Origin of the sequence: Spirillospora sp. NPDC048823 (assembly GCF_043198445.1) — a bacterium.
In the GTDB taxonomy this organism is placed as follows: Bacteria; Actinomycetota; Actinomycetes; order Streptosporangiales; family Streptosporangiaceae; genus Spirillospora.
The window spans coordinates 292,948-307,274 of sequence record NZ_JBICUT010000001.1 but is presented as its reverse complement, the minus strand read 5'-3'; the positions used below and the strand labels follow the sequence as shown (position 1 = coordinate 307,274).

General features: G+C 71.2%; 13 protein-coding genes and 1 pseudogene. 7 read left to right on the top strand and 7 right to left on the bottom strand.

Annotation, left to right across the window (positions count from 1 at the left end; translation table 11 throughout):
* The first annotated feature begins 43 nt into the window (after positions 1-43).
* Both ACGFK0_RS01215 and ACGFK0_RS01210 read left to right on the top strand, forming a co-directional pair.
* Complete coding sequence (locus ACGFK0_RS01215) at positions 44-898, top strand: aldo/keto reductase (protein ID WP_392898298.1); 855 nt, start codon at positions 44-46, stop codon at positions 896-898.
* 59 nt (positions 899-957) lie between these two features.
* Positions 958-1,569 (top strand): PadR family transcriptional regulator, encoded by a 612-nt coding sequence (locus tag ACGFK0_RS01210; protein WP_392898295.1) that lies wholly within the window; start codon positions 958-960, stop codon positions 1,567-1,569.
* Here the strand turns inward: ACGFK0_RS01210 and ACGFK0_RS01205 are convergent, their stop codons facing one another.
* Entirely contained in the window at positions 1,570-2,556 is a 987-nt protein-coding gene (locus ACGFK0_RS01205; RefSeq protein WP_392898292.1) for a diacylglycerol/lipid kinase family protein, read from the bottom strand.
* Positions 2,557-2,729: 173 nt separating this feature from the next.
* Between ACGFK0_RS01205 and ACGFK0_RS01200 the strand changes: the two genes are divergently transcribed.
* The 5 genes from ACGFK0_RS01200 to ACGFK0_RS01180 all read left to right on the top strand — a co-directional run bounded on the left by ACGFK0_RS01200 (position 2,730) and on the right by ACGFK0_RS01180 (position 9,475).
* Positions 2,730-3,731: an alpha/beta hydrolase gene (locus ACGFK0_RS01200; RefSeq protein ID WP_392898289.1), complete on the top strand. Its 1,002-nt coding sequence runs from the start codon at positions 2,730-2,732 to the stop codon at positions 3,729-3,731.
* 20 nt (positions 3,732-3,751) lie between these two features.
* Entirely contained in the window at positions 3,752-4,639 is an 888-nt protein-coding gene (locus ACGFK0_RS01195) for an amidohydrolase family protein (RefSeq protein WP_392898286.1), read from the top strand.
* Positions 4,640-4,791: 152 nt separating this feature from the next.
* A complete protein-coding gene (locus tag ACGFK0_RS01190; RefSeq protein WP_392898283.1) occupies positions 4,792-5,934 on the top strand; it encodes a cellulose binding domain-containing protein in 1,143 nt (380 codons plus the stop codon).
* A 24-nt stretch (positions 5,935-5,958) separates the two neighbouring features.
* Complete coding sequence (locus ACGFK0_RS01185) at positions 5,959-7,470, top strand: cellulase family glycosylhydrolase (protein WP_392898280.1); 1,512 nt, start codon at positions 5,959-5,961, stop codon at positions 7,468-7,470.
* Between the two features lie 7 nt (positions 7,471-7,477).
* Positions 7,478-9,475 carry a glycoside hydrolase family 44 protein gene (locus ACGFK0_RS01180; protein ID WP_392898277.1) on the top strand — a complete coding sequence of 666 codons (1,998 nt, stop codon included), beginning with the start codon at positions 7,478-7,480 and terminating at the stop codon, positions 9,473-9,475.
* 233 nt (positions 9,476-9,708) lie between these two features.
* Here the strand turns inward: ACGFK0_RS01180 and ACGFK0_RS01175 are convergent.
* The 6 genes and pseudogenes from ACGFK0_RS01175 to ACGFK0_RS01150 form a co-directional block, all read right to left on the bottom strand.
* Positions 9,709-9,843: pseudogene (locus ACGFK0_RS01175) on the bottom strand (DUF397 domain-containing protein); the annotation flags it as partial.
* 44 nt (positions 9,844-9,887) lie between these two features.
* Entirely contained in the window at positions 9,888-10,148 is a 261-nt protein-coding gene (locus ACGFK0_RS01170) for a DUF6406 domain-containing protein (protein ID WP_392898273.1), read from the bottom strand.
* Positions 10,149-10,263: 115 nt separating this feature from the next.
* The gene (locus ACGFK0_RS01165) at positions 10,264-11,487 is read right to left on the bottom strand and encodes a hypothetical protein (protein ID WP_392898270.1); all 1,224 of its coding nucleotides are present in this window, start codon (positions 11,485-11,487) and stop codon (positions 10,264-10,266) included.
* Positions 11,488-11,774: 287 nt separating this feature from the next.
* Positions 11,775-12,803 (bottom strand): cation diffusion facilitator family transporter, encoded by a 1,029-nt coding sequence (locus ACGFK0_RS01160; RefSeq protein ID WP_392898267.1) that lies wholly within the window; start codon positions 12,801-12,803, stop codon positions 11,775-11,777.
* Complete coding sequence (locus ACGFK0_RS01155; RefSeq protein ID WP_392898264.1) at positions 12,800-13,213, bottom strand: ArsR/SmtB family transcription factor; 414 nt, start codon at positions 13,211-13,213, stop codon at positions 12,800-12,802. The genes ACGFK0_RS01160 and ACGFK0_RS01155 overlap by 4 nt, the downstream gene beginning before the upstream one ends.
* 25 nt (positions 13,214-13,238) lie before the next feature.
* Positions 13,239-14,306: a DUF6777 domain-containing protein gene (locus ACGFK0_RS01150; RefSeq protein ID WP_392898261.1), complete on the bottom strand. Its 1,068-nt coding sequence runs from the start codon at positions 14,304-14,306 to the stop codon at positions 13,239-13,241.
* Positions 14,307-14,327 lie beyond the last annotated feature (21 nt).

Genomic DNA, 14,327 nt, shown 5'->3' with positions numbered 1-14,327 from the left:
CAGCCGCTCGTCCCGGACGCGGCCGCGCAGCACAGTGGAGCACATGACACGACATTTCGATCTGGGCGGCGACCTGCGGATCAACCGGATGGGCTTCGGTGCGATGCGGCTGCCCGTGAGCACCCTGCACGGCCCGGCGAACGACCGCGACACCGGGCTGAAGATCCTTCAGCGGGCCGTCGAGCTGGGCGTGGACCACATCGACACCGCCGCGTTCTACTTCCACCAGGACGGCCTCGCGGCGAACGAGATGATCCGCGCCGCGCTCAGCCCGTATCCGTCCGGCCTGGTCATCGCGACGAAGGTGGGCCCGTACCGGGGGCCGGGCGACCCGCTCCCGACCGGGGAGCTCCAGGCGTCCCGGCTGCGCGCCGAGGTGGAGAGGAACCTGACCGAGCTGGGACGCGACCACCTCGACCTCGTCTACCTGCGGCCGGGCGGCCTGGAAGCCCCGGGCGACGAGCCCGTCGGGGAGCGGTTCGCCGTCCTGGCCGGGCTCCGCGAGGAAGGCCTCATCCGCCACCTCGGTGTGAGCCACGTGGGCGTGGCGCAACTGGAGGAGGCCCGGCGGATCGCGCCGGTCGCCGCCGTCCAGAACCGGTTCGACGTGACGCAGCCGCAGGACACCGGACTCCTGGCCGTCTGCGAGCGGGAGGACATCGCGTACGTCCCGTACTTCCCCCTCGGCGGCTTCGGCATCCCCGACGACGCGCGCGTCAACGCGGTCGCCGCACGCCACGGCGCCACCGTCCCGCAGGTGCTCCTCGCGGGCCTGCTCGCGCTGTCACCGGTGATGCTGGCGATCCCCGGCACCGGCTCCCCGGACCACCTGGAGGAGAACATGGCCGCCGCCGACCTGGTCCTCACCCCGCAGGACCTGGCCGAGCTGAGAACCTGACGCACAGCCCCGGCGCCGGTGTGAGGGCCTAGCCTGAACACAGACGATCAGGAGGTGGGATGTCGGCGACGCGGCTGCTGGTGCTCGGCGGCGTGCGGCGGTCCGGGCGGGCGCACGGGTACGAGGTCCGCCGCGAGCTGCTCTCGTGGGGCTTGGACGAGTGGGCGCACGTCAACCCCGGCTCGATCTACCACGCGCTCAGGCAGCTCGCCAAGGAGGGCCTTCTCCTCGCGCACGACGTGGAGGAGAGCGACGCCGGCCCGCCGCACACCGACTACGAGATCACCGGGGCGGGCCGCGCCGAGTTCCTGCGGCTGCTGCGCGGCGCTCTCGCCACCGTGGACATCCGGCATCCGGAGATGCTGACCGCCGGGCTCGGGTTCCTCACCGAACTGCCGCGCGCCGAGGCGATCGGGCTGCTGCGCGAGCGGCTGGACGGCCTGGCCGCCTGGCGCGCGTCCGTCGCCCCGCACCTGGCGGAGCAGGACCCGTCCGACCATCGGCGCGAGCTGCTCGGGTGGTGGGTGCACTCGGCCGACGCCGCCACGCGGTGGACGCTCGGCGTCATCGAGCGGCTGGAGTCGGGCGCCTACGTCATGGCGGGCGAAACGGCGGGCGGACCGTCGGACGGACCGGCGGGCGAGGACGCCCGCGCCCGCGGCGCCGTGTGATCAGGTGTCGACGAACGTCTGCGGGACGATGACGCGCAGGGCGTTGCCGTGCAGCCGGATCGACACCGGGGTACGGCCGCGGATCTCTCCGTCCACGTCCACCCGCAGCGGCGGATCGGTCTCGATCTCCACGTGGCCGGTGGTCAGGAACGCGTCGTCGTTCAGGCTGCGCCACTGGCCGGTGAGGACGTGCCGGGCGGTCGCCGACGCCAGCCGCAGCCGCCGCTCGTCGCCCAGCCGGTAGACGGCCAGCAGCCGGTCGTCGGGGCTGGCGTCGCGGGCGATGCGCTGCCCGCTCTGGTGCGCGCCGTTGGCGATGTTGAGCTGGTGCGTGGCCAGCTCGACGGTCTCGCCGTCGATCGTGATCCGGGCGGTGAACGCCTCGTGCGACGGCAGCAGCCTCGCCGCCGTCAGCGCGTAGGCGGGACGTCCCACGAACCGCTTGAGCGTGTGCGGGACCTTCTCGGCCACATGGACCGACAGGCCGAGGCTCACCATGTTCGCGAAGATGTGCTCGCGGTCGCCGCCGGGCCCCTCGCCCTGCGGGTCGCCGGTGCTCTCGAACCAGCCGACGTCGACGTCCGCGACCTTCCCGCCGCCCGGCCGGCCGACGGCCAGCGTCTGGACCGCGCGGTCCAGATTCAGCGGCAGCTCCAGGCTGCGGGCGAAGTTGTTGGTGGTGCCGAGGGGGATCACGCCGAGTGCGATGTCGCGGTGCGCCAGATGCCCGACCGCCTCGGCGACCGTGCCGTCCCCGCCGCCGACGATGACGAGGTCGGGCTCCATGGCGAGGACGTCGGCGAACAGCTCGCGCAACCGGGTCGGGTCGGTCACGGGGAAGACGTGCACGAACTCCACGCCCGCCTCGCGCAGCATCCGGCGGGCCCTGCCGAAGAGCCGGCGGCCCCGCCGCGAGCGGGAGTTGATCACCAGTGCGGCTCGTCCGCCGCCCGCGATCGCCGACTCCAGCTCCGTCTTGCTCCGCATCTCGGCGCTCCGCATCTCGGCCGGTCGCCCCCTTCGTCCGCGTCACCCTACAAGAAACGTGGACCGGAACTCCCGGCCCGATATTTTATAAACCGATAACCCGCCGTTGAAACATGGCCGTGAGTGGGGACCCTTAAGGAGAAGGACCACATCTGAATGAGCGGGGCGGAAACATGCGGCTGCGCGGCTTGGCGGGAGCGGGTTTCATCGTCGGAATCGCGGGCCTCACGGCGTCCATCGCCGCCGGCGGCGCCGCACGCCCCGCCGCCCTCGCCGACGACGGCGCGACCGTCGTCGGCGAACGCCGGTCCCGCCGCCGGGTGCTCGACCTGGCGATCCGGTCCCCCGTCCTCGCGGGCGTCGGCCACGTCCGCCTGCTGCTGCCCCGCGGCTGGTCGCGCGACGCGTCCCGCACCTGGCCGGTGCTGTGGCTGCTGCACGGCGCCATGGCCGGGCCGGGCGGCCACACCTCCTGGAGCGACCACTCCGACATCGAGGAACTGACCGAGGACGCCGATGTGATCGTGGTCATGCCCGACGGCGGCCCGTGCGGCAATTACACCGACTGGTGGAATCGCGGGGACGGCGGAGCGCCGCAGTGGGAGACGTTTCATCTCGCGGAACTGCGGCAGATCCTGGAGCGCGGATACCGCGCCGGGCCGGACCGCGCCGTCGCCGGCAACGCGATGGGCGGACTCGGCGCGCTGGCGTATGCGGCCAGGCACCGCGGCCTGTTCCGGGCGGCGGCGTCGTTCAGCGGGCCCCTCCACACGCTGCACCGCGACCCGTCCGGGCTGGACGTCGCCGACCTCGTGGAACTGGGCGTCGCGATCGGCGCGCCGTCGCTCGACTGGACGGACGTGTGGGGCGACCCGGAGGAGCAGCGGGTCGTGTGGCGGCAGCACAACCCGTACGACCTGGCGGACCGGCTCGCCGGGGTGCGCGTCCACGTGAGCGCCGGCGACGGCGGCCCCGGACCGTACGACCCGCGCCCCGGCACGGGCCCGGACGCGGTCGAGGCGCTGGCGCACACCGTGTCGCGGCGGTTCGCGGGCAAGCTGGGGAAACTCGGCATCCCCGTCTCGACGCACTTCTACCGCGGCACCCACACCTGGCCCTACTGGCGCCGCGAACTCCGTGCCGCCCTGCCCGCCCTCATGGCGGAGATCACATGACCTCCGGCTAGGGTCGGGACGTGACCGAACCTCGTTCTGATTCAGATGTCCCGGCGTTCTGGCGGGCGCTCGGGCTGGCCGGCATCATCGACGTCCACGTCCATTTCATGCCGCAGCGGCTGATGAGCGCGGTCTGGGAGTACTTCGACGAGGCGGGGCCGCTGATCGGCACCGAATGGCCCATCCGGTACCGGGACTCGGAGGAGGAGCGGCTGGCGTTCCTGCGCGGCCTCGGCGTCCGCGCGTTCACCTCCCTGGTGTACCCGCACCGTCCCGGCATGGCCGAGTCGCTGAACGAGTGGGCGGCCCGGTTCGCCGCCCGGGTCCCCGAGTGCATCCAGACCGGGGCGTTCTTCCCCGAGCCCGGCGTCGAGGAGTACGTGGCCCGCGCCCTGGACGGCGGAGCCCGGATCTTCAAGGTCCACCTCCAGGTCGGCGGGTTCGACCCCCGCGCCAAGGAACTGGACCCGGTGTGGGGGATGCTCGCCGAGGCGGGGGTTCCCGCCCTCGTCCACGCCGGGTCGGGTCCGGTCGCCAACGGGTACACGGGCCCGGGGCCGTTCGGGGAGGTCCTCGCCCGCCATCCGCGCCTGACCTCGATCGTCGCGCACCTGGGCGCGCCGGAGTTCGACGGCTTCTTCGCCCTCGCCGACCGGTACGAGCGCGTCCACCTGGACACGACGATGACCTTCACCAGCTTCGGTGAACTGGGCGCCTTCCCCGCGGCGCTGATGCCGCGCCTCCGCGACCTCGGCCTGGCCGGGCGCATCCTGCTCGGTACCGACTTCCCCAACATCCCCTACCAGTACGCGCACCAGCTGGAGGCGCTGGCCGCGCTCGACCTCGGCGACGATTGGCTCCGCGCCGTCTGCTGGCACGGCCCCGCCGCGCTTTTCGGCCTGCAGTGACCGGAAAAGCCGCCGTTTCATGAGTTTTCATGCCGGACGGCTGGTCATCGGACATTCCACGGCGGACCGCGATACGCATTCTTGACAGTTCCGGCGGCGGCCGAGACTTTGGGAGCGCTCCCACTTGCGCGTTCACCGAATGAGGTCCCCGCATGAAAGCGCGTCTGAAAGGCCGAGCCGCACTCAGAAGCAGTACCGCACTCAGAAGCAGTACCGCCCTCGCCGCCGCCCTGCTCGCGGTTCCGCTGTCGCTGGTCTCCCTCGGCGCGCCCGCCGGCGCCGCGACGCAGCTGTGCGGAGCGACCGACTCGGTCTCCGTCGGCGGCGGCGAGTACATCGCCCAGAACAACATCTGGGGTGCGGAGACCCCGCAGTGCATCACGGTGGACGGCACGTCCTTCACGGTCGACTCGTCCGGCCACGCCAACGACACCAGCGGCGCCCCGGCCGCGTACCCGTCCCTCTTCAAGGGCTGCCACTGGGGTCAGTGCACCTCCGGCAGCGGCCTGCCGGTCCAGGTCGACGGCGACATGCCCTCCGTCACGAGCGACTGGAGCACGACCGTCACCGGCTCGGGCGCGTACAACGTGGCGTACGACCTCTGGTACAACACCACCCCCGCGACGACCGAGGCCCCGGACGGCGCCGAGATGATGATCTGGCTGGACCACCAGGGCCCCGTCCAGCCCGCCGGGTCCCGGATCGCGAGCGGCGTGCAGATCTCCGGCGCCACCTGGGACGTGTGGACCACCCAGATGGACTGGCGCTACATCGCCTACGTGCGCACCGGCGGCACCACGTCCGTCGACGACATCGATCTGCGGGCCTTCACCAGAGACGCCGTGTCGCGCGGCTCCGTCGAAGAGGACTGGCACCTCATCGACGTCGAGGCCGGATTCGAGATCTGGCAGGGCGGGGCCGGCCTGACGACGAACTCGTTCTCCGTCGAGGTCGGCGGCACCACCGACCCGCCGACCGACCCGCCCGGGGACGGGCGGGCGTGCTCGGCGAGCCTGCGCACGGACAACGCCTGGAACAGCGGATTCACCGCGACCGTGACCGTCACCAACACCGGGGACGAGCCGCTGTCCGGCTGGTCCGCCGACTGGACGTTCACCGGCGGCCAGCAGGTCGTGAACGGCTGGAACGCCACCGTCACCCAGAACGGCGCCGGCGTCCACGCCGAGAACGCGGGCTACAACGGCGCCGTCCCCGAAGGCGGCTCGGCGAGCTTCGGCTTCCAGGGCAGCGGACCCGCGCCCGGCACGCCCGCCGTCACCTGCACGGCCGGCTGACGGCCGGGCGGAGGAGAGCGACCCATGATCCTGCCTCAGAGACTGCACCGACTCGTCCCGCTCATCCTGGCCGCGCTGCTGGCGCTGGTGTTCGTCCCCGCCCTGCCGGGGACGGCCCGCGCCGCCGGCACCGGGTACTGGCACACCGACGGCCGCCGGCTGCTCGACGCGAACGGGCAGCAGGTGCGCATGACGGGCATCAACTGGTTCGGCGCCGAGACGTCCAACTACACGCCGCACGGGCTCTGGACCCGCAACTACAAGGACATGATCGACCAGATCAAGGACCTCGGGTACAACACGCTGCGGCTGCCGTACTCCAACGAGCTCCTCGACTCCGGGAGCACGCCGAACGGCATCGACTACACCGAGAACCCCGGCCTCAGCGGGCTGAACGGTCTCCAGATCCTCGACGAGATCATCGAGTACGCGGGCGAGGCGGGGCTCAAGGTCGTCCTCGACCGGCACCGCCCCGGCGCCGCAGGCCAGTCCGCGCTCTGGTACACCGACGCCTACCCCGAGTCGCGCTGGATCTCCGACTGGACGATGCTCGCCGAGCACTACGCGGGCAACACCACGGTCATCGGCGCCGACCTGCACAACGAGCCCCACGAACCGGCCTGCTGGGGCTGCGGTGACCAGGCGCGGGACTGGCGGCTCGCCGCCGAACGGGCAGGGAACGCCGTCCTCGACGCCAACCCCGACTGGCTGATCATCGTCGAGGGCGTCGACAGCTACGAGAACGACCCGTACTGGTGGGGCGGCAACCTGCAGGGCGCGGCGCGGTACCCGGTGCGGCTGGACGTCCCCGGCCGGCTCGTCTACTCCGCGCACGACTACGCCACGTCCGTGCACCGGCAGCCGTGGTTCGACGACCCGGCCTTCCCGTCCAACCTCGCCGCGATCTGGGACAGGAACTGGGGCTACCTCCACAAGAACGACGTGGCTCCCGTCCTGCTCGGCGAATTCGGGACGACGCTCACCGACCCCCGCGACCAGACCTGGCTGCGCACGCTGATGGCCTACCTCGGCGAGGGCGCCGGCGGGATCTCCTTCACCTTCTGGTCGTGGAACCCCAACTCCGGTGACACCGGCGGCATCCTCAACGGCGACTGGACGACGGTCGACACCGGCAAGCAGTCCTACCTCGACCCGTACCTCCTCGGTGCCGGCGATCCCGGCGGTGGCGATCCCGGCGGCGGCGACCCGGGCACGCCGGGAGTCTTCTGCGAGGTCGACTACGCCGTCCAGAGCAGCTGGGACGGCGGTTTCAACGCCCAGGTCACCATCACCAACAGCGGTTCGGCGGCCGTGGACGGCTGGACGCTGGCGTTCGCGTTTCCCGGCGACCAGCGGATCAGCCAGGGCTGGAGCGCGACGTGGTCGCAGGACGGCGACGACGTGGCCGCCACGAGCCTGGACTGGAACGACGCGCTCGCGCCCGGCGCCTCCCTCACGATCGGCTTCAGCGCCACCGGCCCCTCGGCCGCCGCGCCCGCTGCGTTCGACCTCAACGACCAGCCGTGCGAGGTGTGACATGCGCGTGAAATCCCATGGGGCCCGACGAGCATGGCTCGCCGCCGTCCTGTCCGCGGCGCTGCTGCCGCTGGGGGCACCCCCGGCGCAGGCCGCGGACGGCCCCGCCCTGACCGTCGACCCCGCCGCCGGGCGGCACGCCATCAGCCCCTACATCTACGGGATGAACTTCGCCGACGAGGAACTCGCCGCGGACCTGCGGCTCCCCGTCCGGCGGTGGGGCGGCAACGCCACCACGCGCTACAACTACCTGTACGACACGACGAACCGGGGCTCGGACTGGTACTTCGAGAACGTGCCGGGCCCCGCGCCGGACCCCGCGCAGCTCCCCGACGGCTCCGAGACCGACCAGTTCACCGAGCAGGACCGCCGCACCGGCACCGGCACGATCCTGACCGTCCCGCTGATCGGCTGGACGCCCAAGGCCCGCGACTACACCTGCGGGTTCGGCATCGAGAAGTACGGCCCGCAGGAGGCCGCCGACACCGAGTGGCGCCCCGACTGCGGCAACGGCGTCAAGCCGGACGGCACGAACGTCACCGGCAACGACCCGCACGACACCAGCGTCCCGGCCGGCCCCGAGTACGTCACCGACTGGCTGGCCCACCTGACCGGCAAGTACGGCAAGGCCGCCGACGGCGGCGTCCGCTTCTACAACCTCGACAATGAAGCCGATCTCTGGCACCACACGCACCGCGACGTCCACCCCGGCGGCGCGGGCTACGACGAGATGCGCGCGCAGACGTACGCGATCGCCTCCGCCGTGAAGGCCGCCGACCCCGGCGCGGAGACGCTCGGGCCGGTCGGCTGGGGCTACCAGTCGCTGACGCTGTCCGGGCTGGACAAGCAGACCTGCGACCGGGAGGGCGGCGACTGCTGGTCCGACCCGCCCGACCGCGCCGCGCACGGCGGCGTGCCGTTCGCGGCCTGGTACCTCCAGCAGATGAAGGCCTACGAGGACGAACACGGCGTCCGCATCCTCGACTACTTCGACGAGCACCTGTATCCGCAGCAGAGCGGGGTGGCGCTCAGCGCACCCGGCGACGCCGCGACCCAGGAGCTCCGGCTCCGCTCGACCCGCCAGCTCTGGGACCCGACGTACGTGGACGAAAGCTGGATCAACGAGCCGATCCAATACATCCCCCGCATGCAGAAGCTGGTGGACGAGAACTATCCGGGCACGAAACTCGCGATCACCGAGTACAACTGGGGCGCCCTCGGCCACATCAACGGCGCACTGGCTCAGGCCGACATCCTCGGCATCTTCGGACGCGAGGGCCTGGACCTGGCGACGCTGTGGAGCCCGCCGAGCGCGACCGACCCCGGCGCCTTCGCCTTCCGCATGTACCTGGACTACGACGGCGCCGGCTCCGCGTTCGGCGACACCTCCGTCCAGGCGGCCAGCGCCGACCAGGGCGAACTGGCCGTCTACGCGGCGAAGCGCACGTCCGACGAGGCGCTCACCCTGATGGTCGTCAACAAGTCCCCGACCGACGACCTCACCAGCACGGTGTCGATCGCCGGACGGTCGGGGACCGCGAACGCCGAGGTCTACCGCTACGGCGCGGACGACCTGTCGGCGATCGAGCGGGACGACGACGTCACCGTGGGCTCCGGCGGGTTCACCGAAACGTTCCCGGCGTCCTCGGTCACGCTGGTCGAGGTCCCGGCGGACGACGGCCCGGCCGCCTCGGCGTGCACGGTGGGCTACTCCGTGCAGAGCGAGTGGGGCACGGGCTTCACAGCGCAGGTCACCGTCACGAACACGGGCACCTCACCCGTCTCCGGATGGGCACTGGAGTTCGCCTTCCCCGCCGGCCAGCGCGTCACCCACGGCTGGAACGCCTCCTGGGCTCAGGACGGTGAGAACGTCACCGCCCGGAACCTGGACTGGAACCGCACGATCCAGCCGGGAGGCTCGGTGACGATCGGCTTCAACGGTTCGAGCGCGGAAGCGAACCCGCCCCCGTCCGCCTTCAGGGTCAACGGCGCCGCCTGCACCTGACGCCGTCCGACGACCCGCGGCGGGCCGCCGTCCCCGTGGCCCTCACGACGCCGGCCCGCCGCGGCCCCGCCGACCTGCGGCGTGCCGCCCGTCCAGGCCCCCCGGGCGGCCCGCCGCAGGCGAACATTGCTCGGGCCGCGCGGATACGTTCGAGAAGCCGCGCCCATACGGGAGGAGGACTCGAGGACGGGGCTGTGGTGAAGCTTGGTGTCACGCACGCCGACCGTGCAGTCCACCGCCCGACCCGCCTCGACGCATCCGCTGTTCGGTTCGCTGTGACGCGACTTGCGCCAGCCGTGGGAGCTGACTCTGGATTTGCGGTGCTCTCGATCCCGCAAGGCGCAACCACGGGGTCGGTCGAGCGGCATGCTGCAAGCTCGCTCCAGCAGGCTCTTGGTGCGCCCGGCGGCTGTCATTCGATCCTGGCGAACACGGCGGTCGATCCGTCCCCACCGGGGTCGATGACGCGGTCGAGCCGCCAGGTTTGATCGCCGACAGGGAAGGTGTCTCCAGGACGCAGAGTGAACTTGTGCTCGTTGTCGTCTTTGACCGCGACAACAACTTCGAGAGGACCTCCTTCGCCTCCCGCGTGGATGTTGAACACTCCGATTTTCATATCTGCATCGAGGTGGGCCTGACGGCCATCTCGAAGGCCGATCTCTTCGATCGCCATAATCACTCCGCTGTGCTGTAGCGCGGCCGGATATTGGCCTTGAATTCTTGGATCGTCATGGGTTCAGGATGCTGGTTATTCCAAGGATTGCGCAAGTGGAGATTACCCTTGGCATCTATCTCTGTGACCTCGTAGACGTGGCTTTTTCGGAGGTTCTTGGGAAGGGCGGATTCGCCCTTGCGTAGTGGACGGGAGCCGACAACACAGGCTTGCCGCCGGAGAGTTGACCGGCGATCTCGTCACGGAGCCGGTGGTCAGCGCTGCGGCCCCGGCTATCGTAACCGGCGGGAAACTCCACCGTCTTGGCGGGACGGCCGGTGAGTTGAGTGAGCAACTCGGCGCGTTCCCCCGCGTTGCTCCCCTGGTTTAACCGGACGTAGCCGGTCGGTGCGTCGCCGGGCTTGCCCCGGGCATTCCAGATCCTGGTCTCCTTGTCCCGCCGTTCATCGTTCCAGATCTGGTCCGTCCCGGCGATCGCCTTCTCCAGAACCGGGGCCCAAGCCGCTCCCGTCGATGTCGAGTCGGCGAATGCGGGCTTATCGGGTCGTTGACCGTAGACCGGCAGATCGGGTGTGACGGTCAGCGTGATACGCCGTCCCGTCGGCTCGTAGCGCCGGTTCGATGTTGAGAACTTCGCCTCGTGCAGACGGACCTGATAGTTGCCGTCGTCGCCTTCCCGTACGCAGTCGCGGATGGCCTCGGGGTGGTGTTCGGCGACTGCGCCCAGGGTGGCGATGATGCCGCAGTCGCCGAGGGCCCCTTGTTCCGACTGTTCCCGCTTGGGCTCACCATCGAAGAGTGGTGTACGGGTGCCGTCGCGACGCTCAAGTGGAGTGCCGTAACGGTCGGGAACGTACTTTGGATCCTCCGTGGGGTCCTGGAAGTCCGGGCGGTCGACAGTCTCCGCGAGTTCCTTGGGCTCATCGCCCCGCTCCAGCCTGGCGGCGACCCGTTTGAGGCGATCTGCCACGCCGCGTTGGAGGGCTTCCTCGTCCAGGTCGGCCATGCGGGCCTCGTCATCGGGCAGTCCCTCGCCCGAGATCCTTCTCTCCCAGTCGTCTGACGCGTCGCCCGGGGTGTCGGTGCCGGTGCCGGTGGCCGGTTGCGGGCCGTCCGTCTGGTCGTCTGAGATGTCGGGCGGTTCGCCGCCGGTGTCCCCGGCCTCGATCCGTTGCGCGGCACGGGCCTGCTGGGCTTCGCGGGCGCGGGCGAGGCTTTCCCGGCGGGACGGTTGGCCGGGCGACCCGGGATTGTCCGGCGGCGGTGTGTACGGGCGCTCGTGGGAGGCGGGCTCGCCGGTGGTCTCCGCGCGAGCGTCGGTCTTGGTGTTGTCTTCCACGCCCACGCTCGCAGCCCTTTCCCCCGGGAGGAGGCGAACCACTCCATCAGGGCATCGGTCGGGCGATTCGCCGGGGTGTCCCTTGACGCGCGGGGCTGACGTGGGGCCACACCGGCCACCATGTAACCGCGTACGTGCGGACTTTGCACATACGGAAATCGGGCACCTGCTGCCGGGCACGCGTCTCACACGACGTTGCGGCCCTCACATCGTGGTTTCGTCTCCCAAGAGCGCTGAATGGAGGACGAGCAACGGTTCGAGGCCCCGATGTTCAAGGGACGCGAGTGTCAGTGGTCGCAGGGGGTGGGGCCGGCGTGTTCGTGGGGCCTCGCAGGGTCGCCTACGTGGCGGGGGCCGTGCGGGTCGTCGCAGTGGCCGTCGCCGGGGCCGGAGGGGTCGTCCACATGGTCGACCTCCAGGGTCGTGTGGGTGATCCCGTACGAGGTGCGCAGCAGCTCCTGCAGGTCGCGGCGGACGGCGTGGCAGTCGCCTCCGGTGTCGACGAGCACGTGCGCCGACAGCGCCGGGTAGCCGGAGCTGACCTCCCACACGTGCAGGTCGTGGACCTCCTCCACGCAGGGGCGTCCGGCGAGCCTGGTGCCGAGTTCGGACGGGTCGATGCCCGCCGGCGCGGCCTCCATGAGGACCCGGCCGGCGTCCCGCAGCAGCCCGTACCCGGCCTTGAGCATCAGCGCGGCCACCACGAGCGAGGCGATCGCGTCGGCGCGGGCGAAGCCGGTCGTCCACACGACCAGGCCCGCGATGGCGGTGGCGATGAACGCGAACAGGTCGTTGAGGATGTGCTGGAACGCGCCCTCGACGTTCAGGCTGCGCCGGTCGGCCCTGCTGATCAGCATGGTCGCCGCGACGTTGACCGCGATGCCGGCCAGGGCCGTCCAGAACACGAACTGGCCTTCGACGGCGTGCGGCTCGATCAGCCGCCGGACGCCCTCGTAGACGAAATAGACGGTGAGCAGGATCAGGGTCAGCCCGTTGAGCTGGGCCGACAGGATCTCGCTGCGGCGCAGGCCGTAGGTGAAGCCGCCTTTCGGCGGACGCGCCGCGATGCGCATCGCGACCAGGGCCAGGGCGATCGCGAACGCGTCGGTCATCATGTGCGCCGCGTCGGTGATCAGCGCCAGCGACCCGGCGATGAAGCCGACGACCACCTCGCCGGCCATGAAGACCAGGATCAGCGCCAGCGCGGCGCCCAGCAGCCGCCGGTCGGCGCCCGCCGACACGCCGTGCCCATGCCCGTGCCCATGTCCGTGCCCATGTCCGTGGCGGCCCTGCTCGCCCTCCCGGTCCCCGATCATGTGCCTTCCTCCCCGTGGCCGACGTGGGTAAGGGCGAGATCGAGCAGCATCCGGACGTGCGCGTCGTCCAGCCGGTAGTAGGCCATCCGGCCGTCCCTGCGGACGCGGACGACGCGGTTGGCGCGCAGGAGGCGCAGCGCGTGCGAGACCGCCGACTCCGAGTGCCCGCAGGACGCGGCGATGTCGCACACGCACATCTCTCCCCCTTCGAGCAGCGCGGTGATCACGCGTAGCCGTCCGGGGTCGGACAGCAGCCCGAACACCTGCGCCACCTCGGCGACCGTCTCCGCGTCCGGCAGGGCGGCGGTGACGACGGCGACCTTCTCGGGATCGACCACCCGGACCGCGCACGCCTCGGCGGACGCGGCGGCAGGCGTTGCGGGAGATGCGACGTCTGAAGCACTGCTCATATGAGCAAATATACCGCAGGCGGTCTCAGGAGATCGGCGGGGCGGGCTCCTCCGACGGCGGCAGCGAGATCGGGCCGTCCGGTGTGCCGCCGGGCCACTCCGAGCCCCCGGTGCGCTCGCCCGACGGATCTCCGTCGGTGCCCGTACCCGGATCGTTCGAGGTCATACCCGGTGAGGCGGGGGAGTCGTCCCCCGTGCCGGGCGATGGCGTACCGGTGCCCGTCGGGCCGGTGCCGGGCGTCTCCATGCCCGGCGAGCCCGTCCCGGGGGACTCCACACCCGAGTCTTCCGGCGACGGTGAGTCGCTCGTCGGAACCTCGGTCTCCGTCGCCGGCAGCTCGGTCGGCGGGCCGTCGGCCTCGCCCTCGGTGGCGCGGGGCCGCTCGAACCCCATCGTGCCCTCCGGATCGACGAGGACGAACGTGACGATCGTGCCCTTCTTGGAATCGCTGGGGCGGATCCTGGTCACATTCCGCTCCTCGAATCCCGGCCAGGACCGGCCAGTGTAGGACGCGTCGTCCGGGGAGATCTTCTTCTCCGGACGGGTCAAGGGATTCCCGCAATTGCACTTCACCGCGGGCACGCCGTAGCCATTGACCATAACGCCCATTCCGGCTTGGAGGACGGCGGGTTCGCTCGTCGCCCTCCCGTCGCGGTAGCCGTGGTTGGTGACCAGCGTGTCGGTGCGCAGCAGCACCGGCGTCAGCCGCGACACGTACCGCGGGATGTCGCTCACCGGGATGCCCTGCACACCCGCCCAGGCCTTCGCCTTGCCGGGATTGGCCTGCAGGAACGCGATCAGCCTCTGCGGGTCGCACGACGCCTCCTGCCGCGTCCCGCCGTACAGCCCGGGCGAGTCGCCCGTCGTGGTCCCGCCCGCCTGCGGCCGCTCCTTGACGTCGATCTTGTCGGTGTCGGACACCATCGTGTACGGGTCCGGGCCCGGCGTCCCCACCGTCAGCCGGGTGATGGTCGCCCCCGCGTCCCCGCACCCGGAAAGCGTGCCCGCCGCCAGCACCAGGGCCGCGACCGACCCCGCCAGCGGCCCGGCCGTCCCCCTGCGCCGGGCAATTATCGAATGGATCTCAGCCATGCTTCGTCTCTCCCGATCCCG

Bases quoted from the DNA above. Each gene is read 5' to 3' on its own strand.
- ACGFK0_RS01200 (WP_392898289.1), top strand. From the start codon at position 2,730: ATGCGGCTGCGCGGCTTGGCGGGAGCGGGTTTCATCGTCGGAATCGCG.
- ACGFK0_RS01190 (WP_392898283.1), top strand. From the start codon at position 4,792: ATGAAAGCGCGTCTGAAAGGCCGAGCCGCACTCAGAAGCAGTACCGCA.
- ACGFK0_RS01155 (WP_392898264.1), bottom strand. From the start codon at position 13,213: ATGAGCAGTGCTTCAGACGTCGCATCTCCCGCAACGCCTGCCGCCGCG.
- ACGFK0_RS01210 (WP_392898295.1), top strand. From the start codon at position 958: ATGTCGGCGACGCGGCTGCTGGTGCTCGGCGGCGTGCGGCGGTCCGGG.
- ACGFK0_RS01215 (WP_392898298.1), top strand. From the start codon at position 44: ATGACACGACATTTCGATCTGGGCGGCGACCTGCGGATCAACCGGATG.
- ACGFK0_RS01160 (WP_392898267.1), bottom strand. From the start codon at position 12,803: ATGATCGGGGACCGGGAGGGCGAGCAGGGCCGCCACGGACATGGGCAC.
- ACGFK0_RS01185 (WP_392898280.1), top strand. From the start codon at position 5,959: ATGATCCTGCCTCAGAGACTGCACCGACTCGTCCCGCTCATCCTGGCC.
- ACGFK0_RS01150 (WP_392898261.1), bottom strand. From the start codon at position 14,306: ATGGCTGAGATCCATTCGATAATTGCCCGGCGCAGGGGGACGGCCGGG.
- ACGFK0_RS01205 (WP_392898292.1), bottom strand. From the start codon at position 2,556: ATGCGGAGCAAGACGGAGCTGGAGTCGGCGATCGCGGGCGGCGGACGA.
- ACGFK0_RS01170 (WP_392898273.1), bottom strand. From the start codon at position 10,148: ATGGCGATCGAAGAGATCGGCCTTCGAGATGGCCGTCAGGCCCACCTC.